This is a genomic window from Vibrio sp. 10N.222.54.E6 (assembly GCF_041473955.1).
GTDB lineage: Bacteria > Pseudomonadota > Gammaproteobacteria > Enterobacterales > Vibrionaceae > Vibrio > Vibrio tasmaniensis_A.
Genome location: NZ_JBFRTD010000038.1, coordinates 19077 through 41482, shown reverse-complemented (window position 1 = coordinate 41482; position 22406 = coordinate 19077). Strand labels below are relative to the sequence as shown.

Sequence of the window (22406 nt, the reverse complement as noted above, 5' to 3'; positions counted from 1 at the left end):
AGTAACAATATGTCTGGTTATCTGACTAAAATTAAAACTAAAATCCCTTATTCTGATAAAGAAGTAGACATAGATGTCAATGGGAAAACGCTAATATTAACTGGCGGGAATGGGTGCGGTAAGACTCAACTACTGAACTATCTTTACGAAAAACTAAATGACCGCATAGTCAAGAAAGACAACACAAGTTTGGAGCAACTAGAAAGAAGCAAAATATCTTACGAGGAAATTTTGGAGCGTGAGGGCCCCGCAAACCAGTCTTATGACTCTTGGGCTCGAGAATTAAAAAATATTGTTCAAAAAATAGAAGAAGCCAACCAACCACCTATAACGTTATCTGATCTGGAGGGGTTTGTTTTAAAACACAAAGATTTTCAAGCACTCCTTATTTCTTTCGAAGCCGGAAGAAAGTCAGACATTTTAAAACCGTCTTCAGTTAGATCATTGAGTAGTCTAAAAGAAAAAGACCTACATTCTGTAACAAGGCCACATCAAAGCCAGACTGCATCATCTCTATTTGAAGAGTTCCTCGTCACAAGTATTGCCAATCAAGCTTTCTCTGAATCCAAGAAGATCAACAATGACCCAGAAGAAGCTGAGCGCATTAATAAATGGTTTATAAAACTAGAGAGCGATTTACAGAGCCTCTTTGAAGATGAAGAGCTTAGACTAGTTTTCCAATCGGACTCGTTTTCTTTTGAGGTTCATCAGCCACACAAAGAACCCTATACATTTCAAAGCCTGTCATCTGGATTCTCTTCAATTATGGCTGTGTATGCTGATTTAATTACGAAGGTGTCATTACGTTTAATAGACCCAGATGCTCTTACGGGAATTGTTTTAATTGACGAAATTGATGCGCACCTTCATGTATCATTACAGAAAAAAATTCTAGCTTTCCTTAAAAACGCATTTCCGAAAGTACAGTTTATTGTGACTACACATTCACCGTTTGTAGTCTCATCTGTAGACGATGCTGTAATTTACGATCTTTCAAAACGAGAACAAGTCGAAGATCTATCTATGTACTCCTATGAATCTGTTTTAGAAGGCTTATTTGGTGTCCTTCCAATTTCTAGTTTACTTCAAAAGAACATTGAAACATTAGCCAAGTCACTTGAAAGACACCCAATTGACGTTAAAGAAATTCAGTCACTATTAGAGAAATTACCCGAAGATGAAGACTCACTGGACTCTGAATCACTTTACTTTGTTAATTCCGCAAAACTAGCAATCAGCAAAGCCAAGAGGTAGCCAGATGTTCAATGTAGTTAGAAGTGAACCAGCTCCTTCCTCATTAGCTGAGGGAAAAAAGTATGATTCCAAAGATGTTTGGGATGCCTTGAAAAATGTGTTTCACAAGAAGTGCTATATCTGTGAAACATTTGAACCACAAGACATAAATGTAGAGCATTTCATTCCACATGAGGGTGATGAAAGATTAAAGTATGAGTGGGAAAATTTATACTTTTCGTGTGGTCGCTGCAACAATATTAAACTCGCTAAGTATGATGATCTATTAGACTGCTGTGACCCTAAGATTGATGTCGTTCGCGCAATCAAACACCTTCCTCCATCAACTCCATATGCGAAAAAGCTTCATGTTAGAGCTCAAACCGCCGATAACAAGACTAAATTGACTGCGGAACTGTTGGATAGAGTGTTCAACAGTGAACATACTCCAAACAAAGCTGTATCTTCAGCCTTTCTAAGAAAGAGAGTCTTTGAACAATATAACTTACTATTGTCGCAATTGAACAATTACTACAAACCAATGGCCTTACAGGAAGAAAAAGATGTTGCGGTCGCACGTATCAAGCTTCTCCTAAAACCATCTTCTCCATACAGTGCATTTATAAATTGGTGCATTATAGAAGACGAGGAATTGGGGCGGATGTTACATGATTTTATAGGTAGGACTGAGTAGCTTTCAAAAAAGGCACCCTAATAGGTGCCTTTTCTATTTCTAATCTATATATTTCTCTTACATCACTCACAGCCAACCAAAGCCCTTCGCCATCAAACCAGCGAGGCCTATTGTGACTGTAATTAAAGCTCCGAATAAAAGGCGAAAGTCACTTCTTTGGTGATTGTGAAACTCTTTCAAATCACTGCGTATGTCTTTGATATCACCCTTAATGTCTGAGATATCACGTTGAATGTATTCAACGCTAGCTTCCAATTTTGCTACCCGTGAGTCCAAACCATCTCCCCCGTCACCACCATTCTTTCGTATTGGTGTATCTGTCATGGTCAAAAAGTGAACTTTATCCCTCATGATACACCTTTATCAGAAAAATACTTTAAGACTATGTAAGTCGCTATACGGTGAATATTACCGCAGTTTTGGCATACTAACGGAATTGTCGGAGTGGAAAGTAGTCGCTTAGTTCTGGATTGATCAGGACTAACTTCAACCAAATCCAAAAGGCTGAAGCTAATTTCTTCCCCTTTTGTCGTTGGTATCGCTGGCTTTTCTGTTGTTTGGCAGCAAGGACATTTATAGTTCTTAAGTTTCACATCGAAGAACTCTTCTAAATGATCTTTATTTAACTCGTTTATGTCGTTCATATCACCGCCTTCATGACGGTGGTAATAACTTTCCCGATTACCGCGAACTCGTCGAGTTTCTCCTCATTCACGATAAACGAATCATATTCTTCTTTGTTGTCTGAGATGACGTTATAGCCCTCGGCCATGATGTCGTACTTCAGGCGTTTTATGTAAACGTGCTTACCAATGCGAACAACATAGACACCGTGCTTTACTGGGTGATCGAGTTCTCGGGTATCGACTAATACTTCATCGCCGTCGCTCAAAGTGTCTTCCATTGAGTCGCCGTGGCAAATGATGATACGAGCATCTTCTTCTGTCAGGCCGAAACGTTTTAGCCATAAGCATGGTAGGAATTCAGTTCTGAGTTGATACTCAGCATCGTTTTGAGCACCAAACCCACAAGACGCATAAACGTTGTACACAGGTACAGCGCACATATCGCCTATTTGAGAAGTCGCTTTCACAGACTTAACATTCGAAATCTCTGTGACATTGCTATCGGCATTGCGAGAAGTTCGACTAGCAACCTGCTGGTTAGTTTGCCCGCTACCAATATCAACGTGCCCTACTGACGTCGAAGTTTCGTTAGGTTCTGATGCAGTTAATAGATATTCCGCTTCATCAAGATCCGTGACGTATTTCTCAATCAGCTGTTTTTTTACATCTGGGTGAAAATTGGAAATATGGTACTCCAAAGCCCGAGTGCCTTCCTTAGATCCTCGACTTAACCAATTGTTTCTCCTGGCTTTTTGAGCCACGCCTGAAGAAGAGTTAGCCATTCCATCCAACCCCATGAGTTCAGTACTCAGAAACCATTCCTTCATAAAACCACCAAAAGCACACATAAAAACACTAGACACACAAACAGCAAGGTCGTAGCATAAGAACACATAAACACACTATAACACAGTTTAAGCTCGATATTGTAAGAGATTAACGAAGATAAACTGCAACTAACTAATAACTATATCACGTCAGTGGTGTAGTGGAAATGAGGCTAACCCTATGAATACTCAATATGCGTTGCATGCTGTATTTGGCTCCCCAGTAGTAAAACTTTCTGAGATCTCTGAACAATATTTTGGAATGAAGTACGCGACAGCCAAAGGCAAAGTAAGTGCGAATGAGTTCCCTATCCCCACCTTTCGACTTCATGAAGAAACAGAAACGAACAAAGGCACCAAAGCTCCACTGTTTGTTTCTATTGATGATTTAGCTTTCTACATTGACCGCAAGCAAGCTGAAGCTAAGCGCGAGTGGGAATCGGTCTATGGCAAATTCGGTCACCATTAAGCCAGCTTAAAGCTAACCACTTTTCTTATGTTTCATAGTGAGTATCAGACATGGAAGTGAACCAGACAATGTGCGTCTTTTTAGCGGATGTACAAGAACAGTACAACGAAGCATGCAGCTTGTTTCGAGCGCGACACCGTAACGAGCTAACAGACATAGCAAAAGCCTGTGGCATTCGTTCAAACATGTTGCGTAACAAGCTGAATACCGAGCAACCGCACGTACTTTCTTTACCTGAAATGATGGCAATTTCTAAAGCTACGGATGACTACGTAATTTTAGAAGTTGTACTTCGCCAGTTAGAGCTAGTGACCGCTCATATTCCTGAAGGTGAAAGAGAAACGTTTATTAAACGTGCTCTAGACAACTCTGTGATTGCTGGAGAGATCTCTCAGCTTGCGTTAGACACGGCAGGCCAAAGAGCTCTACCTCGCTCAACTCGAAACTCAATTATCAAAACGGCACAAGCTGGCATTAACAACTTGGTGCTACTCATCAACGACCTAGAAGACCGCACAAGTGGTGCACACCCTTTCTTATGTATGGGTGTGGACTTGATAGCCAACGGTGCGCCTTTACCGGGTCTTACTTAATTACGGGGTGTAATTATGAAAAAACCATTTATCGCGATTCAAATCAACTCATTAGAAGAAGCACTCAACATCGAGAATGTTGCGGCACTCACTATCACTAAGTATCAAGAGAACGAAGTCGAAAGCCAAGAGCAGCTTCAGAATAACTTGATCGCAATGTGGCGTGGCATTCACAAGCAAGCGGGTGATGCTCTCGACCAGTTCAAGGTTTGCCAGAAGGAATCAATATGAAAACTCTACTCAAAACCATCACTTCAGGTGAAGACAAGATTTATGTCTACGAAGCTGGATATGTAGAAGGCGTGAAAGCTGCTCAAGCCTATTTAGCAGGCCCTGACGGATGGGGAGCTTCTATGTACTTCCCTTTGTATAAGGTCGAAGACTTCGCTCAAAACCAAGCTCAGATTGCCAAGTTCCTTGAGCTTGCTAAAGAGAAACTCGGGATGGAGAAAGAACAATGCAATACGTAGCGGTTGCACTGAACAGCGGTGGCGGCGTGGTTCGTGATGATGAAACTAGCGAAGTTAAGAATCTTCTTATCGGTGAGTTTGATTCACCAGAGCCAGCAATCGAAGCGGCTTGTGAGCACTTCAACTGTCAGCACGTTATGAACGGCGTGATCATCAGAGGTAATCACACTGGCGGTCACATGATTATGGACACACAGGAGTTTAGCGAATTATGAGTTTTTACAAGCAAGCGCAAAAACAAGCAGTAGCGATAAAAATTGGTGATCGCTTCTTCTGTGGTTTTGGGAAGAAGCAGCGAGTTCAAACAGCTTGGAGCCTTGCAGGAGCAAGCCTGTATTTGAGTGTTTATGACGACAAGGTAAAAGAGATTCTCGCTACGTTAGAAGAAAAGAAGAAGAAACCAGAAGTGATATTTGTTGAGGTGGCAGCATGAGTGATGTGACTTTTAGACCTGCTAAATCGACAGCTGACTTGCCTATCACTTCTCCAATACATAAGCCCTGCCCTGATATGGCAGGCATGGAGAACCCAGATCCAAAGAAACGAGAGCGAGCGCGCTTTTTAGTGTCGAAGTTGCGCGAAAAACACGGCATTAAAAAGCGTGTTAAGGGTAACTCTCAGCCAATGAATTATGTGTGTAGCGAAAACGGGTGCGCTGAACCTTGGGGCTCGGTAAGTAATGCGAATCCAGGGAATGTGAAGCAGTAAATGAGAAGTTATATCGCAGTCCAAGCTATTCATAATTGCGCCAAGTGCCAAAGTAGCGAAGTGTTTTGTGAACAAAGTTTAGATGACACCCCAAAACATTATGTTGCCTGTAATCAGTGTGGGCATGAGGGCAATGCTGCGCAAAATTACAACCAAGCTGTAACTGAATGGAATTACCCGTCCGATAAAAAAAGCATTCGAAGTTACAAGGAATACTAAGTGTACCCATTATTTGCTCGTGAATTTTTACCTCGATTACCTCGCATTGTTCAAGATGATGTGAGGTTTCAGGTTTCCCGCCGTAAACGTCGTACCAACGCGACTCAACAGAACATCGACCGATTCACTAATGACTCAGTTAAACACGCACTCAAGTACTCTCCATTTATTGAAGATAAATACACTTTTGTTGATGAGCGAAGCAATGCACCAGAAAGACAGCGTTTGCATAGTAGTGCGCGCAGTTCAGTAGAGCTAAATCATCGTGTTTTGATGTGTGATGAAGCATTAGAGCATTTAGCTACAAACCTTACTGAAATGTTCACACGCTTGATTCAAATGACTGAGATTGAAGACAATGAGTCGAGTTATGTCGATGCGCTTGAAAAAGTGTTTTATGGCATTCGTGAAGATATGAAGCGTTTCTATATCAAAGCTCCACAAATTAAAAAGAAACATGAAACCATAGAGGACGCAGAGCGCGAATTAGAACGTGCTATTCGCCGTTGTCTGGATGTGAGTTATCTAGTCCGCAAGTTTAAGTTCTTACGTACTCAATATATAGAGTATTCACAAATTGCTTTGAGTCGCGTTGGCGGTAACAAAGGTCAACGTAAGTATGTATCGAGTCGTTCTTATGCCCGTTGGGAAAAGAAGCAAATCGAAGCAGAGCAATTTGTAAAGTCTATGTCTGTGTTGAACGATGAGACAGGTCAAGCGTTTGATTTATCGGAAGTGGTTAAACGAACTACGGCAAACCCAGAAAACCGCCGCATTGAATTGGTGGTTCGTAGCCGTGGAGATGAAGAGCGTGCAATTGAAATGGGATATGAAGGCGTTTTTGTTAACTGGACATTGCCAAGTAAATACCATCGTAATTCATCTAAATGGAACGGCTGCACACCCAAAGAGGCCCATGAAGTAATGATGGCTAAATGGCGATGTGCACGAGCTTGGTTTAAAAAACCAAAGATTGATATTCAATGGTTTGGGCTTCGTGTCGCTGAACCTCACAAGGACGGTACGCCTCATGCTCATATGTTTTTGTATGTACACCCAAGGCAAAAGCAAGACCTGATAGACATCATTGAGGGTATTGCTATTGATGAAGATAAAAGCGAACTCATCATAAACGGTAAGCTTGATAAAACTCCTCGTATAACGATTAAAGATTGTGACCCGTCACAAGGTACGGCTACGGGTTACATCATCAAGTACATTTCCAAGAACATTAATGGTGCACATATGCCAGAAGGTGATGCGAAACAAACGGCACTTTCTGCGACAGCATGGGCGCGTATACACAGAATTAAGCAATTCTCTCAATCTGGCTCTCCTTCTGTCGGGCTCTGGCGACAATTACGCAGAGCTAATCCAACGGAAACTGCTTTCGATGAAGAGTTAGAACAGCTTCGAGATCATGCTGATAATTCCCGCTGGAAAGGTTTTTGCGAATTGGGCTTCAAAGCCAAGCTGGCTTATGAAGATAAATTCAACCAGTACGGTGATACGGTAAAGCGCGTCATTGGAATCAATTGGCTTGGTAAGGTCATCGCAACATGTAGCGAGCAATTTAGTTTGGTGAAAACTAAAGACGTAAAGCGTCGTGCTCTTGATCTTAAAAAGGGCGGCGCCCTTCCTTGGAGCACTGAAAATAAGTGTAACCAGAAAGAGAAAATACCGATTTCGCCACTTGAGCAAGCATTGATGGACGTGACCGGATGGGGCGTTAAAGGGGTTCAATGCTTGCTGCGGCCATTGTCGCTTGGTGCTACTGTACCAATAGACAAACACATGTCCTTAAAACTTAGAAACGGACGGTTAGCCACAATATAAAAAGAGGCATATATGAGTTATTGGTTTGGTATTGGCTCATCAAAAGTGGAGCTTGTGGGAAGCTTTGAAACATTAGAACAAGCACAACGCGCTTATGAATCAGAACCCGAAGCAACGGTAGGCATATTTAATGCCTCCACTGAAAGTTACGCGTTAATTATGCTAGAGAAACTCAAACCCAAACCGATAGTTAGCTCTCTGCCTTTGAGAATGCGCCAAGCATACCTACTCGGCAAAAGAGGCGGGAAAAACCCCTATGCACTTGGTAGCCAAGAGTTTAACGACTTCGAAAGAGCTAGAGATAAATAGCGTTCAATCACTTAGGGGTGGGCATTGAACGTATTAATTAAGAAGGGAGATTACAACAATGCTAATGCCATGCCCAACATGCGGATGCAAAACCCGAATTGTTACTTCACAAGAAATGTCAAACGAGACACGGAAAGCCTACTGGCAGTGCCTCAATTTTAACTGTGGTGTTCGCTTTCATACGCTTACTTCTGTAGAGGGGATTATCGACTCTGTTGGAGTGCCGCCAGATCCAAAGCTACAACCAGAGCTGTGCAAAGGTGATGTGAACCAGATGGATTTACTTTTTGGGAAAGATAAAGCATTGGCATTTGATTGAAGAAAAAATTAATATTTAACAAATATTTATAACAATTTAAAGTCAAAATCATGCGATTATTCAAAGAACACTTATCAGAAATGCGACGAACAGAGGTTGATAGATCTGTCGGTTTTATCTGCAAAGATTGTAACAAAGATGTTTACTACTTTAACCGAAGGAATCGAGCGATCACGTATAAGAAAAATTGCATAGTATGTAATAAAAGTAGCCATGAAGGCATTATCATCGAAGATTTCGTTTTCACATTAAATAGGAAAATCCCAGATCATTATCATCTAGTTAGCGATTCTCAATCTGATGTAATATCTCTTAAAGAAGTTATCAAACGATTTACTATTGATAACCAAGACGTATTGGAAAAAGTTGCCGACTTACTAAGCGAAGAAAATGCTGATTTCTTTAAACGTAATGGGATCTATAAATCCCATGTAGACCAAACGTTTATAGAAAATTGCAAACATCAAGCTAAGGTGGATTGGGATGAGTTATCTAGAGAGCTAAAGCATTCTCGTCGATTTACTCACATGCGAGCTACTGTTTTTTTTGAAAATTTAATTCGCACTTGTATATATAGTATCGATAAAAAACATGAGGAGGAGAATGATGAGTATAACTCCGTCAAACGGGTAATCAAAAAAGGTACCACTTTGTATCGAGGTCGCTTAACATCCGACGATAAACATAGACAGAGTTTCCAAAGAAAACCTAGTGAGTTGCTTGGAGCTCCTCCTAGTCTTCTTGCTGCCAATAATCGGATGAGCCCTCCAGGAATATCGTTTATGTATACAGCAAATAATCCCCAAACAGCCATAGCTGAAATTCGTCCATATGTGGGTGATACCATTGCTGTAGGGAGCTTCATCACTAAGAAAACGCTTACTTTTTTTGATTTTACACTTCTAGATTCAGCAAAACTAAAGAGTGCAAGCATTCTGACAAGCCCTAAACAAGATAAGTTCTATCAACATGGGTATTTGCTAAATACCTTGCACGAACTCATATCAAAGCCATTTAGAGCGACTAGTCTAAATTATATTCAGACTCAAATGTTTGCGGAGACCATTCGTAACTATGATAACGGAATGTTTGACGGTATTATTTTTAAATCATCTCAGCTAGAAGGTGGGATAAATTATGTTATTTTTGGTGATGAAACAGAAGGTGATTCCGATAGCATTGAATACAACGTTGAGTTTGACACACAAACTGGCGTGGAATTTTACCAAGTTGAAGCAATGACACCTTCAATTAAAGAAGTAGGCATCCACTCACGTAACTCAGATAATATTTTGGTTAATGTTTAGAAAATTTCGAAGTTACGCACAAAAACGATCTTAGACGATCTCTAAATCCCCCATCTAAAACAGCCCTCGATGTAGATACATCGGGGGCTGTGTTCCAATACAACTACCGAAATGAAATGCGGTTCTAAGATCGCATAATTGCAGTGCGGAATTTTGGTGTGGAGGGGAGGGTGAGTCCGAACAAGGCCTGAGCGCCCTACTCCATCACTCATTTTATTCTCGCTGCCTAATTCTGATTTTCTTCTGTAGTTGGTGGCTTTTTGATGTGGGAACGACAGTACGAGCACGCTAGATGGAATGGGCTTAAGCTCAATATCCTCTCGATCGCCTTTGATGGTGGTAAGCGCTTGCAAGTGAGCGAAATCCCCTACTCTGACCTACCACACATCAAAGTTATGGGAACGAAAGCCCGTACCTACACGATTGAAGCGGTGTTTGTGGGCTCAAGTTCTCTGGCCGATGCCAATGCCCTCATTGAAAACCTAGAAGCAACACCAACAGGCGAACTAGAGCATCCTTGGTTGGGTGAACTGCCGCTTGTCTTTGAAGACGTATCGCAAAGCATCAGTACCAAAAAAGGCTTGGTCACGCTGAGCCTGAAGTTTGCTCGCGCTGGCTCTTCCCCTTCCATCACTGCACCGACTTCCGTTCGCACAAAAACGCAGGCCAACATGGTCGAGAGATTGTCGAAGCGTTCTTTCGCAAAACAAGTTAAAGGCTTGGATGTATCGAACATTCACCGGGTTCAAAATGATGCCATCAGCGCACTGAACGTGTTGGTCGACATCACCAACCGCTTAAAGCTTGAAGATGAAAGCCTTCAAGACATTAACCACGCCATCAACAAAGCGTTCTCTGCAGTGAGCAGCCTCAGCACCAATCCAACTGAGTTCGCTGATCTGTTTTCTGCGTCAGTGGATGCGGTGGCCGATGGTGTTCAAGCCGAGCCAAACTCAGGTAATGAAGCGGTAGACAACTCGCGCAGTGCTCAAGCTTTACTGCTAGGTGAAGTGAAACCGGACACGCCAACTCAACACCACAATGTGCAGATGGTGACGGGCGCAGTGAAGATGAACAAAGACATCACACACCTAGAAAAAGGCGACCGCTTTGATATTACGAAGTCGGCTAAGCAGCCTGAAACCATCAAGAATGACCTGTCGACTTTGATTGTCGGTATCGATGAGCGCATCAAAGACACCACCCAAGTGTCGACGCTTGAAAGCATAGAATTGTTCGATGCAGTCACTACATTGAAAAGCAATGTGAAGGTTCAGCAAGATAAAGTGATCAGCGGTACCGCGCCCCATAGAACGGTGCAGTCACCACGCTTTCAATCTTCGCTGGCGATTGCGCACGATGAGTTCACTCAAGAAAAAGTCATCACCAAAATGAATGCACTGCAGCACCCGCTCTTCATTCGTGGTGACATTGCCGTAAGGGATGTGTCATGAACACGCTAACGATGCACATTGATGGTAAGCCGCGCACCTTCTATCAAGCAAATCTCAACTACTCCATAGAACAGCTGGCCCATACGTTCAGTTGCTCAATTGAGCCTATGAGTATTGAAAGCCCGTTGTCGGTTGAGTTCTTCCTTAACGACAAGTCGATTCTGATTGGTCAGATTGATGGTGTGGATTCAAACACCGATTCAAGCGCTCACGCTGTTTCCATTTCTGGCCGTTCAAAGAGTGCCAACATGATTGATTCGCGTATCACGATGGACGCGCTTTATAACTTGAACGTGGAAGAGCTACTTCGCCATGTCGCCAAGCCATTTGGTTTGAAAGTGAAAAGTCTGGTGAAAAGTATGCCAGTCATCCCCGAGTTTCAGATAAATGCGGAATCCCCTGTAGAGAACGTGGCGCAACTCATTCGAGAGCAAGGTTTTATGTTGGTTGAGCGCAGTGGCGTGTTAACCATTGAAAACACCGCACATGCAACTATCAGTAACATAGGCCTAGAAACGGGCAATAACATCGATAGCCTGAACATCAAGCGCACCTTCAATCAGCAATTCCACACCATTGATGTGCAAGGCCAATGGGATGACGCAAGCGCACAGGTCATCAACCCAAACGTCGATAGCTCACGCACTATGGTGATCACCTGTGACCAGTTACAAAACCGTGAAGCTTGCCTGTCTCGTGCTAAATATGAGCGCAACCTTGCCATTGCTCAAAGCCTGACTGCATCAAACACGATTGCCGACATATTCCCTGAGTTGGCCATTGATGGATTAAACCGTGTGATTCGAGTCGCTGACCAAGAGCAAAGCTTCAGTGAGATGTTGGTGATCAAGTCGCTTGGCCTATCTGTGTCTGAAAGCTCTACGGAAACGTCGGTTGAGTTATTCAGACCGTTTAAGGAGCAAAGTTATGTCTAGTGCTCTGCAGCAGCAACAGCGATTAATGGCCAGAATTAAAAACGTGATTGGCACCGGCACTGTCACAGGTGCAACCACAGGCCGATTACAAATCAAGACCGCGACAGGCCGAACCAACGACAAGATAAAACGCGTGCACAACTACGGGTTTATGAGTCGCCCACTACCAGGTGCGAAAACTTACAACCTCTTCATTGGTGGAACCACATCTCGCGGCATCACCGTAAACGTAGAAGACGAACGCCACCAAATAGATTTGCAGCCTGGTGAAGTTGCGATACTCGATGACAAAGGCAACCTTGTTCATTTCACAGACCAAGGCATCAAGGTGACATCACCAACCAAGTTGTTGGTAGATACTCCTGAAAGCGAATTCACAGGTAATGTCACTGTTGGTGGGAATATCACTGCTAATGGAAAAGTGGAAGGTAAACAAGGTGGTACTTTCGCAGGAGTCAGCAGTGAAAACCACGACCACGACTACAAAGACGACGGGACAAACAGAACCACCAAGGGGCCAAATAAAGGATGAGTCATTTCAATTTAACCGCCCTAACGGCACCACTCAGTTCTAAAGAGGGGCTAACCCATGCTGTGCTTCAGAGTGTTTACAACTATGCCGAATCGACTCAAAACGATCGCGCCCGTATGGCAAGTAATGAGCGCGGTGGCACTTGGAGCAATGAGTTGATAAACGTGGTCGGCTCTCGTGATTGGACGCTCAAACGAGCAAAGCTCACAGACGAAACATTAAGCCTCGCGAAACGGTTTTGTGAAGAGTCGCTTGCTTGGCTCATTACCGATGGCCACGCCAAAGCAGTTGAAGTTTCAGTATGGCGAGAGAAGCCAAACCAAATGGGTCGCAATGTGATGATCACCCTAACTGATGGCTCTCAGTTCGATGTTCCACTTTCAAAGGTTAACCAATGAGTACACAAAGAAGCTTAGATGAGTTAATAGCTCGCGCAGAAGCCAATCTGGTGTCTGCGACAGGGCAAAACAACCCAGCAACCAAAGGGATAGCCGCTGCCATTGCGGGTGTCAGCTATGGGCAATATGGTTATCAAGATTTGCTGTTCAGGCAGCTGCATCCAGAGACTTGCTCTGAAGAGTGGTTATACCTACACGCCAATCGCCATAAAGCCCCTCGACTACTGCCAACATTCGCAACGGGTCGAGTGCAGTTCACAGAGCTTGGCGGCACTGTGGTGATCAAAAAAGGCACCCGCTTAACGCATGCCAATCACGAGTATGAAACCACCAAAGAACAATACAGCAATTCTCCCGTCGAAATCATCGCGCTTAAATCGGGTATTGATAGCAACTTACCTGCAGGCGCAATACTGACGCTAAGCAAAGGGCTCAGCGGAATTGATCCAAACCGTGTGGTTTCACAAGGCGTGACAGGTGGCGCGAACATTGAAGAACTCAAGCACTGGCGTTCAAGAGTGATCGTAGCGTTTGAGAAGAACGAGCTCATCGGTAAATCAGAAGATTACCAAGCCTGGGCCGTGTCTGCTCACTCCGATGTGGACTTTGCCTGGGCGCTCGACAACACCCCACAGCGAGGCATGGTGGAAGTGTATATCGGTGCGCGAGAAAACAACCCGACCTTAAGCGCAGGAGTGGTCAAGTTAGTGCAAGACACCTTTGAGCGAAATCGACTGGCAGGTTGTCACCCAATCGCTCATCTACCGAACCAAGTGCCACTCAACATCGAGATACAAGGCATTCAAGACCAAGCCATACGTAATGATGTAGTCACTGCACTGGAAAATCTCGTAAAAGGGAAAATGGGCAAAATTGACCCGATAACCCAAAAGCCTGAATCCATCACCAACACTGAAATTGTGTTAACCACTTCAACCGTGACCAACAACTTCATTGTTCGTACACCTGTTGGTGAGGTCGCCATTGGTAAAAACCAGATACATGTACTAGGAGGCGTAACGTGGACACCGCCGACTTAATTATTAACTACAGTGCCGGTGATTTTGAAAACGCCTACCGTGGGCTATTACCCAAAGGCGAGTATTGGCAAGACACCGAGAACGTCGAGCTGGCTAACACCATCAAAGGCATGGCCAAAGACTTCAAGCAAACCCATGACGATATTGAACTGTCGCTATTAACTGAGTTTGAAGAGCAGCAATTTGGTTGGAAGATTTCCGACTATCAACGGCTCTTGATGACGATGGGCTCTAAAGGTGTAGTTTTTGATGAAATCGCGAATCCAAACCTCATCAAGATAAACCTGTACAGCTACAACAATGACGCGGCCTTTAAAGCGTTAGAAGAAAAACGACTGCCACACACCGAGTTTCATTGGATTTATCCGTTTGATGCAAATACACAATTTGAACTGGCTACGGCCTTAACCATGAAGCCAGAGTTTAGCTCTCAGCTTGAATTAGAAGCTGAAGCCCCTTTTCTGTGCTGCACTGCCATAACCTGGCAACTTGAAATAGGAGACACCGTATGAGCACGCTGCAAGGTATCCCAACTCAGCACGGGATCAGCATTCTCAAAAGTAACCTGAAACAGACCGCGAAAAAGTTTCAGCTCATAGGGGCATTAACCCACAACGCGCCACCTGCGAGCTTGTCTGTTTTCCATACTGACACAATCGAAGCCAGTTATTACGATGACAATGGCGTACTGACATTTGTGCTCAACCTACCGATTGAAACGCACTTCAATGAGTACCTCTATCAAATCAAGATTGTAGATACCGCAGGCCAATCCATCGTGGATTGCCAAACCCCAGTGATTGCCTTGGCAAAAGGCATTGGTGGCATGGTCACTCTAAAAGCTGCGGTTTCGGGGCAAGCTGGACAGGTCATTTTTAAGCACAATCAGTATGTGACGGAAACGGAGTTGTTAGGGCTTCACTTTTCCAAGCTCAAAAAGGAGCTGTTAGCACTCCGTTGCGGTGAGACTCTATTATTTGACGACCCAAATCCAAGACCGGGATGGGTTGATTTGGATGGAGCGCCATTATCCAGAACGACCGATGCGCTGCTTTGGGCTCATGCTCAGAAAACAGGTTTGCTGATAAGCCAAGCTTTGAAAGATTCGAATAAGAAAAAGTACGCGGCGTATTGGGGAGCCGGTGATGGTTCAACCACATTCACCAGACCTAACCCCCACTTAGTCGGAGCTTACACACGTGCGACTCCGGCAGGTGTGGCGCATGGTGAGTATCAAGGCGATGCAATTCGGAATTTTACTGGCTCAACTTCTGCGTTTTATCGCGCTGCCGTGGTTAGTGAAAGTGGTATCTTTGGTTCGCCTATTTACGGTAGCACGCCAGCTAAGATCGGCACTCCAGGTGCAGACCCTGGCGCTAATTATGGCTTAGACATTGATGCATCGAGACAACTCCCGACAGCACATGAAATCCGCCCACACTCAATCAACTACGCAGCTAAAATTCACAGGGGGTGGATGTAATGAAAACGGCCTATTTCTACGATTGCGATACATTTGAATATATCGGTCAGCGTCCAGTCCATAAAATTGATGGCTATGACGATTATCTATTGCCGCAGCTAGCCACGTTCATTGAGGTTCCTGAGTTAGATTCAGAAACCGAACAAGCTAAGTTTGATGAGCAAAGTCAAACGTGGACGGTAGAACCTAAGTTTGTTGAGGTTACGGCTTATCATAAGCAAACTCACGAACCCAAAGACTTTGATGATGCGTCTTTAATCACTGACGACTACACAAAAGACGAGCCAACCACACAATGGGACGAGTGGATTAACAACGCTTGGGTAACCAACCAAAGCAACAAGTACGTTGCCGAGTACAACCAAACTGACGAGATAAGACGACAGCTTTATTCTCGTATGTGTGACCCACTAAAAATGGAAGCGATGGACCTTATGGACGAAGGACAGGAAACAGAGGCACGACAGTTGAAGTTGCAAGCCTTAGCTGCCAAACAGAAAATCAAAGCCGAAAACCCTTGGCCAACACCGCCTGCCAACTAATCCCAACCCTATTTAAACCCAGCCATCACGCTGGGTTTTCTCTTTCTTGCCCCCTGAACTTCTATATCTCGACACTAGAAATGCCATAAGTCCCCTTTAAAACTCAACTAGATACACTGTTTATGGGGGAACTAATTAACTAGCCATAAGAGAGAAATCAATGAATGAATCAGAGGCAAAGGCACTAGTCGTATCGCTACTAGATGTCACTGGCCTAAAGAAAATCTTAGCTTCCATTAGTGCAACCCTAATCAGTTTTGGCGTGAATGACGTACTCCAAGTGTTGTCTGTTGCGGTCGGTATTGGCGCTGGCATCATGGCGATTCGTCACTACGCGATTGCAACCAAACTCAGCCAAGCGCAGTTAGACAAATTGAACTCACAAAAAGAGGGTTCAGCATGAGCCTAAAAACCAAAGCAATACAGGCGGTGGTGTGTTCTGTGGCTTCCGTTCTTGCCATTGTCTTTACTATTGATTCAAAGCTAATAATCAGTGAGAACGGCCTTAGCCATGTAGCGAATGAAGAAGGCTGTAGGCTGAAGCCCTACCAATGCAGTGCTGATGTTTGGACTGCAGGGTTAGGTCATACGCAGGGCGTAACGGAAAACACCAAACTCACATTGCAGAAAGCCGCTGAGCTATTCGTTAAAGATGTTGCTGCCGCTGAGCGTGTCGTCAATAAACACATCACCCAAACACCAAGCCAAGGTGAATACGACATGATGGTGAGTTTTGTCTTTAACCTTGGTGCAGGTAACTTCACACGCTCCACCTTATTGAAGAAGTTTAACCAAGGCGATCATCAAGGCGCTTGTAATGAATACCCTAGGTGGGTGTTTGTGAATGGTAAAGACTGCCGCCTCAAGCAAAGTAACTGTGCCGGTATTCCTAAACGACGAGCAACAGAACAACACGTCTGTTTGAATGGGTGGTGATAATGTTGACCCAATATCTAACTCTATTTAAAGCCATTGCCTTTGCTTCCGTTCTTAGCGGTGTCGCTTATTGTTCTTATGACTACGGCGTAACAACTACCGAAGCCAAAGCACTAAAAGCGCAAAACGTACTCTGGGGAAAAGTAGAGCAGAAACAAGATGAGGCTTTTCAACTAGCCGTAAAACTCGCTAACCAAAAGCCTGATATTCGTATTGAATTTCGAGAGATTGAAAAAGAGGTGATCAAGTATGCTCAAAAGAACAATGATAAGCAGTGCGTTGTTAATGATCCTGACTGGATGCACATCCGCGCCCAATCAGTGCGAGCGCATAATAGAGCAATCGGTATTCAGCAACCCTCCACCGTCCCTGATGGTGCCGCCAAAACCGCTACAGGTTACGAGCGAGACGCCGAAGTCTTAGCGGAAGATGTAGCGAACCTGCAAACCTGTGCTGAAAATGCTCAGAAGCTCTTATCGCTACAAACTTGGATAAGAGCACAACTGCAACACTCACTGCAGTAAAGACGAATCTGTCTATACTCGATACTAAGCCGCATCCAACTTTTTATATTCTTTAGGGGTAATAACCTGTTGCCCCACAACATCATTCAATTCTTGCATCATATCAATCAACGGTAGCAGCTCGTTCTTGTGGAACATCCAATCCACCTTATTCAAGTCCAGTGACGTAATACTCTCGCGTCGAATACTCATCAACTCGATTGGCACACGGTGAACCGAAAGCACCTCGTTCATGGTCTGATTCTTCACATCACGGTAAGAATCTTTCGCTTCTACTTGCCCAATCGGCTTGAGTTCTGGCGGGTTGGAGTCTTTACCTTTAGCGTTCACAAATAGATTCTTAAATGCTAATCCTTCCTTAGCTTTCAATTGCTCTTTGATCTCGTTTTGTTGCTTATCTGTCATGTTAGGGTCGTTCATATACAGCAAGTAACCCGCATGGTTACCATTGCGGTAATACTGACGGCGAAACAAAGTGGCATCATCGTTCAACCAAATAGAGGTCAAAGAGCTAATGTGACTCGGCAAACCATACAGTTCTTGAGCAACGTCATAGTCACCCAAATAGAACACTTGGTTATGTTTGTAGTCTATACGGCCATCATCGTCGTAAGCTCTTGGCTTATACGACCAACCCAAGTCTTCACGCCTACGCATGTAAAGTGTCGGTAAATGCTTGAGCTTAACGACTTCGCCTAAACCTCTATAATCTCGAATCACCTGAAGATGAGCCCCACCAAAAGTGAGGTAGTCTTGAATAAAGCGCTTTGCATCTTGGCGTGAAAGTAATCCACTCAACGAAATGGCATGCATTAACGTATTGCGCTTAAACTCAATCGCACTCGAATGCATTGGGTTGGTACGCAGTGCTTTGGCTAAGGTGTCTAAGGCGATCGGTGGTTCGTATAAACCATCAACCAACGCCACTTCTAAATAACTGAGAATGTCGCTGTTCATCACGCTCACGGGTTTAGAAAATTCAATCTCTATCACTTGGTCTCTCCAAAAATTAGGCTAGAAGAACTCGACAGTGGTGTCGGTGTCGTTATTAATATCAATCGGCTCCCAACGCAGAACGTGCATAGACGCCCAGGCTAAATCCGCATGAGAGCCAATTTTGCTGCGGTTGGAAGTAAAGGTAATTTGGTTACTTACTTTGGTGGTTTGCTGGCGAATCATTAAGAATGAGTGAACGAGATCATCCCACTCTGCTTCAAACTGTAAGCGGCCACTGTTAATGATTTCTCGTGATTTGTACGCCATCAATCGTTTCACTTCGGGTGAGTAATCCAACTCAACCAAAGCGGGATAAAACTTGCGAACAAGCTCTGCAACCGCAGAGCCTACGCCACTGGTATCCATCGCCATGTACACCACATTGTATTTATCGGTAATGCTGCGAATCGTGTCAGCCTGTTGCTCATAGCTAGAACCTTTAAGGCGCACTCGCTCAATCAGTCGGAACACACCACCTTTGCGCTTAGGCTTTAACGCCACCACAAGGCCTGCATCATCCGAGCTTTCACCCGTTCCGCCACCTCTTGGGTCATAACCGACCAAAACCTCTGCATTGCCCACTGGCCTTACTTTGTCGTGGTCGACATCTTTCCACAATGACGTGTCGGCCTTACAGGCCAGTAATGCTTTCAATGAGAAGAATGAAGCGCTGTCATCCAAAAACTTACAACGCAGCAGGTTGTCGAAAATCTCTTTAACCGGATACTTACGCTTAAGCTTATCCATGTTGAAGAAGGTCGCGCCCTTCTTAATCGCATCATCAACCGTGATCATTTGACGGAAGATAAAATCAACACCTAAAGCACCGGCTTTAAGTGCCTTGTGGCTGATGTCAATACCGTGCTCTTTCTTGCCTTGCCATTTCGGGTAGGCTTCATGTGCCATGGTGGAAGGTGTTGAAATGTAAGTGGTGCGAAACTGCGCCTGAATCGACATACCGCCTGCATAATCATCCAATTCAGCAAAGCGAGGGATCCAAAACACTTCATCCCAATACATGTGGCCGTTAAAGCCTTGAGAGGTCGCAACATTGGTCGACATAAAACCAAGCTTTGCGCCGTTGCTTAACTCGATGTCGTCCTTACCTTTAAGGTCAACTTCGCCAATCTCTAGCGCAAATTTACGAATGTAGTTTTTGAAGATATACGACTGCTTTTTCGACGCAGAGATAAACACCTGGTTGTCGCCAGTCAGCACCGCATCTTCAAACGCTTCAAAGGCAAAATAGAACGTAAGACCAATCTGACGCGACTTAAGATAAAAGCGAGTTTCATTGATCTCATCGTTTTGTTTATGGCCGTGAATTTCCTTTTGGTATTCGAAAAAGGTTTTCTCGCGATACTCATCCAACATCTCTTTGGTGATGTGGGAAACATCGTTCTTCACCTTATTCGACTTACGCCCACGCTTTTGCTCACCATCACTTCGGCCAGCTGGTCGGCTGCGTCTTTGCTCAGCTTCATCACGCTTGAATTGCTGTTCGAGTAACATCTTGAGCTCACGCTCTTGGCTCTCAAGCTTTTCGTCAACCCACATCAAGTAAGCAATGCGCTGTCTCATCATTAATTCGACGGGCGCGTCATCCCTCAGCGTCTTCCAATCAAACTGAGTTATCCATTTTTGAACCGTGCGTGTGGCTACGCTAACCGCTTCTGCAATTTCAGCAGGCTTACGTTGGCGTAAAAACAGTCCCAAAGCTTTCGTTTGGTCGGCGGTATATAGCGGTTCGCTAACAACATTATTTTCCATGTTTGCATAGTGCTACAGCGCTTGTGATTACTCAGCTTGAACGATTTCTATATCAAGCGTTTAGAACTAGGACAAATACAAAAAGGCGGAGGCATTGGGTAAATTGGAATCATCGAATTTAGGAGAGTTTAGGCATGTTCAAATCAGAGCCAATTTGTGTATTAACCGCAGGACCAACCATTGATGGTCGCGATATTCCTCAAAAGGTAATTGATGATATTGCCGAAACTTACGACCCGAAAAAGTACACCGCTCGTATCAACGATGATCATTCTGAGTGGAGCTGGAAAGGTGGCTCGGTGTTAACAGCGGAAGCGCGTGGCAACGAGTTGTGGGTTGAAGTGAAGCCCAATTCTCACTTGTTACGCAACATCGAAAACGGGCAGCTACTGCATACCTCATGTGAATATTTAGAAGACTTTGCGAAAACAGGAAAAGCTTACCTAACTGGGCTTGCATTTACCGATGAGCCAGCATCATTAGGAACAACCCAAGTACACCTTTCAGCGCAGCGTAGTGAGAAAAAAGCCCTGCATGTATGCACTGGGCAAATGCTCAACTACACGGGGAAAGCCCCAGAACAAATCGAGCTATCAACTGAAGAGCGCTCGTTAATGAACAAACTTTTTAGCTGGTTAAAAGGTGAAGAACCTGAGCAGCTCTCACAACAACAGGAAGAAGGCGACATGAGTAAAAAAATTGAAGAGCTGCTTGAAGCAAGCGTAGAGCAAAACCAAGTTCTATCAGGTCAATTAGGCCAACTTGTTACTCAGCTATCGGCTCAAAACAACCCTGAACAAAACCCTAATGGTGATGAAAAAGACACGACACCAGAAGGAAACAGTCAAGAGACTGAGCTGAAAGGTCAAGTCGAGACTCTTTCGTCACAGGTAGAAAGCCTAACAGGTCAAATCGAAAAGCTCAGCAAGCTAACCGATGAAGAGCAGCGCCAGTTAGCAGGCGAAGGTGATGACGACAATACTTATTTATAAGTGTTGATACGTTCTCAATCCATAACGTTTTAGATTAGGTAATAGACATGCAACAGCATACAAAAACAAAACTCAGCGCTTACGTGAAAGCGGTAGCCGCTCAAAACGATGTTGATGATGCAACAGAGAAATTCAACGTGAGCCCTAATGGTACTCAGCGCATTATCGCGGCTATCCGTGAAAGCAACTGGTTCCTAGAAAAAATCAACATCATTTCGGTGAAAAACCAAAAAGGTGAATCCATTGGCCTTGGTGTGACAGGCATGATTGCCAGCCGTACCGATACTTCTGGTGCAGGCAAACGCACACCTAAAGATCACTCAAGTATGGGGGCTATGCCTTACATGTGTGAGCAAGTGAACTTTGATACTGCACTACGTTACGCAAAAGTAGATGCATGGGCGCATCATAAAAACTTCAACACCTTGCTAAGTAAAGCGACTCGCGAACAGATTGATGCGAACAAAATCACTATCGGTTGGTATGGCGAAAGCGTTGCTGATAACACCGATGCAAGCGCGAACCCGAACGGTGAAGACGTAAACAAAGGTTGGTTCCAAGCCATGCGTGACCACAACGCAGCGCGACTTATCAAACAAGGTAAGAACGTGGGTGAAGTGCGTATTGGCCAAGGTGGTGACTTCATCAACCTAGACCTAGCGGTACTTGAAACGAAAAACCTACTGCATGACGCGTGTGAAAACGATTCAAACCTTGTGGCTATCATCGGCTCTGATCTGCTTGCTTACGACAAAGCCAAGTTCTACGAAGCACACGGTAATACGCCAAGCGAAAAAGGCAAAATCCAAGAGCTGCAAGTCATCGGTACTTATGGCGGTTTGCCTGCTGTGAAAGTACCAGGCTTCCCTTCTACGGGCATCATGGTCACCAGTTACGACAACCTGTCCATCTACATTCAAGAAGGTTCTATTCGCCGCTCTACAGGTAAGAAGAACGATGAAAAAGACCAGATTGAAAACTTTGAGTCGATGAACATGGCTTACGTGATTGAAGAGCTAGGTAAAGCCGCCGCGATTGAGTTCAAAAACGTGAAGCTTTGGATTAACGATGCCTGGCATTAAGCCAAGCGTTAAACACTAACACCCCCTCAATGCAGGCTCTATTGCTATTTCAGGTGCGCTTTGGTGCTAACTGTTATTCGCGATTGTCGGCCTGCATTCCCTAACCCAACAA

31 protein-coding genes are annotated in these 22406 nt (G+C 44.3%); 26 read left to right on the top strand and 5 right to left on the bottom strand.

Features of this window, described 5'->3' with window-relative positions; translation table 11 throughout:
* Positions 1-9 precede the first annotated feature (9 nt).
* Together AB4513_RS21105 and AB4513_RS21100 are read left to right on the top strand one after the other, a co-directional pair.
* Positions 10-1254, top strand: a complete 1245-nt coding sequence (locus AB4513_RS21105) for an AAA family ATPase (protein WP_102258126.1) — start codon at positions 10-12, stop codon at positions 1252-1254.
* Between the two features lie 4 nt (positions 1255-1258).
* On the top strand, positions 1259-1927 hold the full coding sequence (locus AB4513_RS21100) for an HNH endonuclease (RefSeq protein ID WP_102258125.1): 669 nt from the start codon (positions 1259-1261) through the stop codon (positions 1925-1927).
* Positions 1928-1993: 66 nt separating this feature from the next.
* On the opposite strand, the gene AB4513_RS21095 is transcribed toward AB4513_RS21100, so the two are convergent.
* The 3 genes from AB4513_RS21095 to AB4513_RS21085 are packed head-to-tail and all read right to left on the bottom strand — an operon-like array spanning position 1994 to position 3380.
* On the bottom strand, positions 1994-2278 hold the full coding sequence (locus AB4513_RS21095) for a hypothetical protein (protein ID WP_198592109.1): 285 nt from the start codon (positions 2276-2278) through the stop codon (positions 1994-1996).
* Positions 2275-2571, bottom strand: a complete 297-nt coding sequence (locus tag AB4513_RS21090; RefSeq protein ID WP_102258124.1) for a hypothetical protein — start codon at positions 2569-2571, stop codon at positions 2275-2277. The genes AB4513_RS21095 and AB4513_RS21090 overlap by 4 nt, the downstream gene beginning before the upstream one ends.
* Positions 2568-3380 carry a S24 family peptidase gene (locus AB4513_RS21085; RefSeq protein ID WP_133151974.1) on the bottom strand — a complete coding sequence of 271 codons (813 nt, stop codon included), beginning with the start codon at positions 3378-3380 and terminating at the stop codon, positions 2568-2570. Before AB4513_RS21085 ends, AB4513_RS21090 begins: the two co-directional genes overlap by 4 nt.
* Positions 3381-3561: 181 nt before the next feature.
* Between AB4513_RS21085 and AB4513_RS21080 the strand changes: the two genes are divergently transcribed.
* From AB4513_RS21080 to AB4513_RS20975, 22 genes are all read left to right on the top strand, one after another.
* Positions 3562-3849: a pyocin activator PrtN family protein gene (locus AB4513_RS21080; RefSeq protein ID WP_017109436.1), complete on the top strand. Its 288-nt coding sequence runs from the start codon at positions 3562-3564 to the stop codon at positions 3847-3849.
* A gap of 50 nt (positions 3850-3899) precedes the next feature.
* Entirely contained in the window at positions 3900-4442 is a 543-nt protein-coding gene (locus AB4513_RS21075; protein ID WP_102258123.1) for a phage regulatory CII family protein, read from the top strand.
* 15 nt (positions 4443-4457) lie between these two features.
* Positions 4458-4673, top strand: a complete 216-nt coding sequence (locus AB4513_RS21070) for a hypothetical protein (protein WP_102258122.1) — start codon at positions 4458-4460, stop codon at positions 4671-4673.
* Positions 4670-4912: a hypothetical protein gene (locus tag AB4513_RS21065; RefSeq protein WP_102258121.1), complete on the top strand. Its 243-nt coding sequence runs from the start codon at positions 4670-4672 to the stop codon at positions 4910-4912. Before AB4513_RS21070 ends, AB4513_RS21065 begins: the two co-directional genes overlap by 4 nt.
* The gene (locus tag AB4513_RS21060; RefSeq protein ID WP_102258120.1) at positions 4900-5127 is read left to right on the top strand and encodes a hypothetical protein; all 228 of its coding nucleotides are present in this window, start codon (positions 4900-4902) and stop codon (positions 5125-5127) included. The genes AB4513_RS21065 and AB4513_RS21060 overlap by 13 nt, the downstream gene beginning before the upstream one ends.
* The gene (locus tag AB4513_RS21055; RefSeq protein ID WP_102258119.1) at positions 5124-5345 is read left to right on the top strand and encodes a hypothetical protein; all 222 of its coding nucleotides are present in this window, start codon (positions 5124-5126) and stop codon (positions 5343-5345) included. The genes AB4513_RS21060 and AB4513_RS21055 overlap by 4 nt, the downstream gene beginning before the upstream one ends.
* Positions 5342-5620 (top strand): hypothetical protein, encoded by a 279-nt coding sequence (locus AB4513_RS21050; RefSeq protein ID WP_102258118.1) that lies wholly within the window; start codon positions 5342-5344, stop codon positions 5618-5620. Before AB4513_RS21055 ends, AB4513_RS21050 begins: the two co-directional genes overlap by 4 nt.
* A 219-nt stretch (positions 5621-5839) precedes the next feature.
* Positions 5840-7675 carry a replication endonuclease gene (locus AB4513_RS21045; RefSeq protein WP_102258116.1) on the top strand — a complete coding sequence of 612 codons (1836 nt, stop codon included), beginning with the start codon at positions 5840-5842 and terminating at the stop codon, positions 7673-7675.
* A 12-nt stretch (positions 7676-7687) separates the two neighbouring features.
* The gene (locus AB4513_RS21040; RefSeq protein WP_102258115.1) at positions 7688-7984 is read left to right on the top strand and encodes a hypothetical protein; all 297 of its coding nucleotides are present in this window, start codon (positions 7688-7690) and stop codon (positions 7982-7984) included.
* Between the two features lie 58 nt (positions 7985-8042).
* Positions 8043-8303, top strand: a complete 261-nt coding sequence (locus AB4513_RS21035) for an ogr/Delta-like zinc finger family protein (RefSeq protein ID WP_102258114.1) — start codon at positions 8043-8045, stop codon at positions 8301-8303.
* A gap of 50 nt (positions 8304-8353) precedes the next feature.
* Positions 8354-9610, top strand: a complete 1257-nt coding sequence (locus AB4513_RS21030; RefSeq protein WP_102258113.1) for an RES family NAD+ phosphorylase — start codon at positions 8354-8356, stop codon at positions 9608-9610.
* 263 nt (positions 9611-9873) lie between these two features.
* Positions 9874-11064, top strand: coding sequence for a DNA circularization N-terminal domain-containing protein (locus AB4513_RS21025; RefSeq protein ID WP_102258112.1), 1191 nt, complete (start codon positions 9874-9876; stop codon positions 11062-11064).
* Positions 11061-11999, top strand: a complete 939-nt coding sequence (locus AB4513_RS21020) for a phage tail protein (protein WP_102258111.1) — start codon at positions 11061-11063, stop codon at positions 11997-11999. The genes AB4513_RS21025 and AB4513_RS21020 overlap by 4 nt, the downstream gene beginning before the upstream one ends.
* Positions 11992-12531, top strand: a complete 540-nt coding sequence (locus AB4513_RS21015) for a phage baseplate assembly protein (protein ID WP_102258110.1) — start codon at positions 11992-11994, stop codon at positions 12529-12531. Before AB4513_RS21020 ends, AB4513_RS21015 begins: the two co-directional genes overlap by 8 nt.
* On the top strand, positions 12528-12929 hold the full coding sequence (locus AB4513_RS21010) for a phage GP46 family protein (RefSeq protein ID WP_102258109.1): 402 nt from the start codon (positions 12528-12530) through the stop codon (positions 12927-12929). Before AB4513_RS21015 ends, AB4513_RS21010 begins: the two co-directional genes overlap by 4 nt.
* Positions 12926-13969, top strand: a complete 1044-nt coding sequence (locus tag AB4513_RS21005; protein ID WP_102258108.1) for a baseplate J/gp47 family protein — start codon at positions 12926-12928, stop codon at positions 13967-13969. Before AB4513_RS21010 ends, AB4513_RS21005 begins: the two co-directional genes overlap by 4 nt.
* Positions 13951-14481: a hypothetical protein gene (locus AB4513_RS21000; RefSeq protein ID WP_102258107.1), complete on the top strand. Its 531-nt coding sequence runs from the start codon at positions 13951-13953 to the stop codon at positions 14479-14481. Before AB4513_RS21005 ends, AB4513_RS21000 begins: the two co-directional genes overlap by 19 nt.
* A complete protein-coding gene (locus tag AB4513_RS20995) occupies positions 14478-15452 on the top strand; it encodes a hypothetical protein (protein ID WP_102258106.1) in 975 nt (324 codons plus the stop codon). Before AB4513_RS21000 ends, AB4513_RS20995 begins: the two co-directional genes overlap by 4 nt.
* A complete protein-coding gene (locus tag AB4513_RS20990; protein ID WP_102258105.1) occupies positions 15452-15994 on the top strand; it encodes a hypothetical protein in 543 nt (180 codons plus the stop codon). Before AB4513_RS20995 ends, AB4513_RS20990 begins: the two co-directional genes overlap by 1 nt.
* Before the next feature lie 160 nt (positions 15995-16154).
* Complete coding sequence (locus AB4513_RS20985) at positions 16155-16397, top strand: hypothetical protein (protein ID WP_065679523.1); 243 nt, start codon at positions 16155-16157, stop codon at positions 16395-16397.
* Positions 16394-16930 carry a lysozyme gene (locus AB4513_RS20980; protein WP_102258104.1) on the top strand — a complete coding sequence of 179 codons (537 nt, stop codon included), beginning with the start codon at positions 16394-16396 and terminating at the stop codon, positions 16928-16930. The genes AB4513_RS20985 and AB4513_RS20980 overlap by 4 nt, the downstream gene beginning before the upstream one ends.
* A 2-nt stretch (positions 16931-16932) precedes the next feature.
* The gene (locus AB4513_RS20975; protein ID WP_102258103.1) at positions 16933-17454 is read left to right on the top strand and encodes a hypothetical protein; all 522 of its coding nucleotides are present in this window, start codon (positions 16933-16935) and stop codon (positions 17452-17454) included.
* 24 nt (positions 17455-17478) lie between these two features.
* Here the strand turns inward: AB4513_RS20975 and AB4513_RS20970 are convergent, their stop codons facing one another.
* Together AB4513_RS20970 and AB4513_RS20965 are read right to left on the bottom strand one after the other, a co-directional pair.
* On the bottom strand, positions 17479-18447 hold the full coding sequence (locus AB4513_RS20970; protein ID WP_102258102.1) for a phage portal protein: 969 nt from the start codon (positions 18445-18447) through the stop codon (positions 17479-17481).
* Between the two features lie 21 nt (positions 18448-18468).
* The gene (locus AB4513_RS20965) at positions 18469-20220 is read right to left on the bottom strand and encodes a terminase large subunit domain-containing protein (protein WP_102258101.1); all 1752 of its coding nucleotides are present in this window, start codon (positions 20218-20220) and stop codon (positions 18469-18471) included.
* Positions 20221-20354: 134 nt separating this feature from the next.
* On the opposite strand from AB4513_RS20965, the gene AB4513_RS20960 reads away from it, so the two are divergent.
* Positions 20355-21212, top strand: coding sequence for a GPO family capsid scaffolding protein (locus AB4513_RS20960; RefSeq protein WP_102258100.1), 858 nt, complete (start codon positions 20355-20357; stop codon positions 21210-21212).
* A 47-nt stretch (positions 21213-21259) separates the two neighbouring features.
* Positions 21260-22294: a phage major capsid protein, P2 family gene (locus tag AB4513_RS20955; protein ID WP_102258099.1), complete on the top strand. Its 1035-nt coding sequence runs from the start codon at positions 21260-21262 to the stop codon at positions 22292-22294.
* Positions 22295-22406 lie beyond the last annotated feature (112 nt).

Bases quoted from the DNA above. Each gene is read 5' to 3' on its own strand.
- AB4513_RS21020 (WP_102258111.1), top strand. From the start codon at position 11,061: ATGAACACGCTAACGATGCACATTGATGGTAAGCCGCGCACCTTCTAT.
- AB4513_RS21105 (WP_102258126.1), top strand. From the start codon at position 10: ATGTCTGGTTATCTGACTAAAATTAAAACTAAAATCCCTTATTCTGAT.
- AB4513_RS20985 (WP_065679523.1), top strand. From the start codon at position 16,155: ATGAATGAATCAGAGGCAAAGGCACTAGTCGTATCGCTACTAGATGTC.
- AB4513_RS21030 (WP_102258113.1), top strand. From the start codon at position 8,354: ATGCGATTATTCAAAGAACACTTATCAGAAATGCGACGAACAGAGGTT.
- AB4513_RS21055 (WP_102258119.1), top strand. From the start codon at position 5,124: ATGAGTTTTTACAAGCAAGCGCAAAAACAAGCAGTAGCGATAAAAATT.
- AB4513_RS20955 (WP_102258099.1), top strand. From the start codon at position 21,260: ATGCAACAGCATACAAAAACAAAACTCAGCGCTTACGTGAAAGCGGTA.
- AB4513_RS21010 (WP_102258109.1), top strand. From the start codon at position 12,528: ATGAGTCATTTCAATTTAACCGCCCTAACGGCACCACTCAGTTCTAAA.
- AB4513_RS21080 (WP_017109436.1), top strand. From the start codon at position 3,562: ATGAATACTCAATATGCGTTGCATGCTGTATTTGGCTCCCCAGTAGTA.
- AB4513_RS21065 (WP_102258121.1), top strand. From the start codon at position 4,670: ATGAAAACTCTACTCAAAACCATCACTTCAGGTGAAGACAAGATTTAT.
- AB4513_RS20960 (WP_102258100.1), top strand. From the start codon at position 20,355: ATGTTCAAATCAGAGCCAATTTGTGTATTAACCGCAGGACCAACCATT.
- AB4513_RS21070 (WP_102258122.1), top strand. From the start codon at position 4,458: ATGAAAAAACCATTTATCGCGATTCAAATCAACTCATTAGAAGAAGCA.
- AB4513_RS21075 (WP_102258123.1), top strand. From the start codon at position 3,900: ATGGAAGTGAACCAGACAATGTGCGTCTTTTTAGCGGATGTACAAGAA.
- AB4513_RS21040 (WP_102258115.1), top strand. From the start codon at position 7,688: ATGAGTTATTGGTTTGGTATTGGCTCATCAAAAGTGGAGCTTGTGGGA.
- AB4513_RS21090 (WP_102258124.1), bottom strand. From the start codon at position 2,571: ATGAACGACATAAACGAGTTAAATAAAGATCATTTAGAAGAGTTCTTC.
- AB4513_RS21050 (WP_102258118.1), top strand. From the start codon at position 5,342: ATGAGTGATGTGACTTTTAGACCTGCTAAATCGACAGCTGACTTGCCT.
- AB4513_RS21060 (WP_102258120.1), top strand. From the start codon at position 4,900: ATGCAATACGTAGCGGTTGCACTGAACAGCGGTGGCGGCGTGGTTCGT.
- AB4513_RS21095 (WP_198592109.1), bottom strand. From the start codon at position 2,278: ATGAGGGATAAAGTTCACTTTTTGACCATGACAGATACACCAATACGA.
- AB4513_RS21085 (WP_133151974.1), bottom strand. From the start codon at position 3,380: ATGAAGGAATGGTTTCTGAGTACTGAACTCATGGGGTTGGATGGAATG.
- AB4513_RS20975 (WP_102258103.1), top strand. From the start codon at position 16,933: ATGTTGACCCAATATCTAACTCTATTTAAAGCCATTGCCTTTGCTTCC.
- AB4513_RS21035 (WP_102258114.1), top strand. From the start codon at position 8,043: ATGCTAATGCCATGCCCAACATGCGGATGCAAAACCCGAATTGTTACT.
- AB4513_RS21005 (WP_102258108.1), top strand. From the start codon at position 12,926: ATGAGTACACAAAGAAGCTTAGATGAGTTAATAGCTCGCGCAGAAGCC.
- AB4513_RS21100 (WP_102258125.1), top strand. From the start codon at position 1,259: ATGTTCAATGTAGTTAGAAGTGAACCAGCTCCTTCCTCATTAGCTGAG.
- AB4513_RS21015 (WP_102258110.1), top strand. From the start codon at position 11,992: ATGTCTAGTGCTCTGCAGCAGCAACAGCGATTAATGGCCAGAATTAAA.
- AB4513_RS20995 (WP_102258106.1), top strand. From the start codon at position 14,478: ATGAGCACGCTGCAAGGTATCCCAACTCAGCACGGGATCAGCATTCTC.
- AB4513_RS20990 (WP_102258105.1), top strand. From the start codon at position 15,452: ATGAAAACGGCCTATTTCTACGATTGCGATACATTTGAATATATCGGT.
- AB4513_RS20965 (WP_102258101.1), bottom strand. From the start codon at position 20,220: ATGGAAAATAATGTTGTTAGCGAACCGCTATATACCGCCGACCAAACG.
- AB4513_RS20980 (WP_102258104.1), top strand. From the start codon at position 16,394: ATGAGCCTAAAAACCAAAGCAATACAGGCGGTGGTGTGTTCTGTGGCT.
- AB4513_RS21025 (WP_102258112.1), top strand. From the start codon at position 9,874: ATGTGGGAACGACAGTACGAGCACGCTAGATGGAATGGGCTTAAGCTC.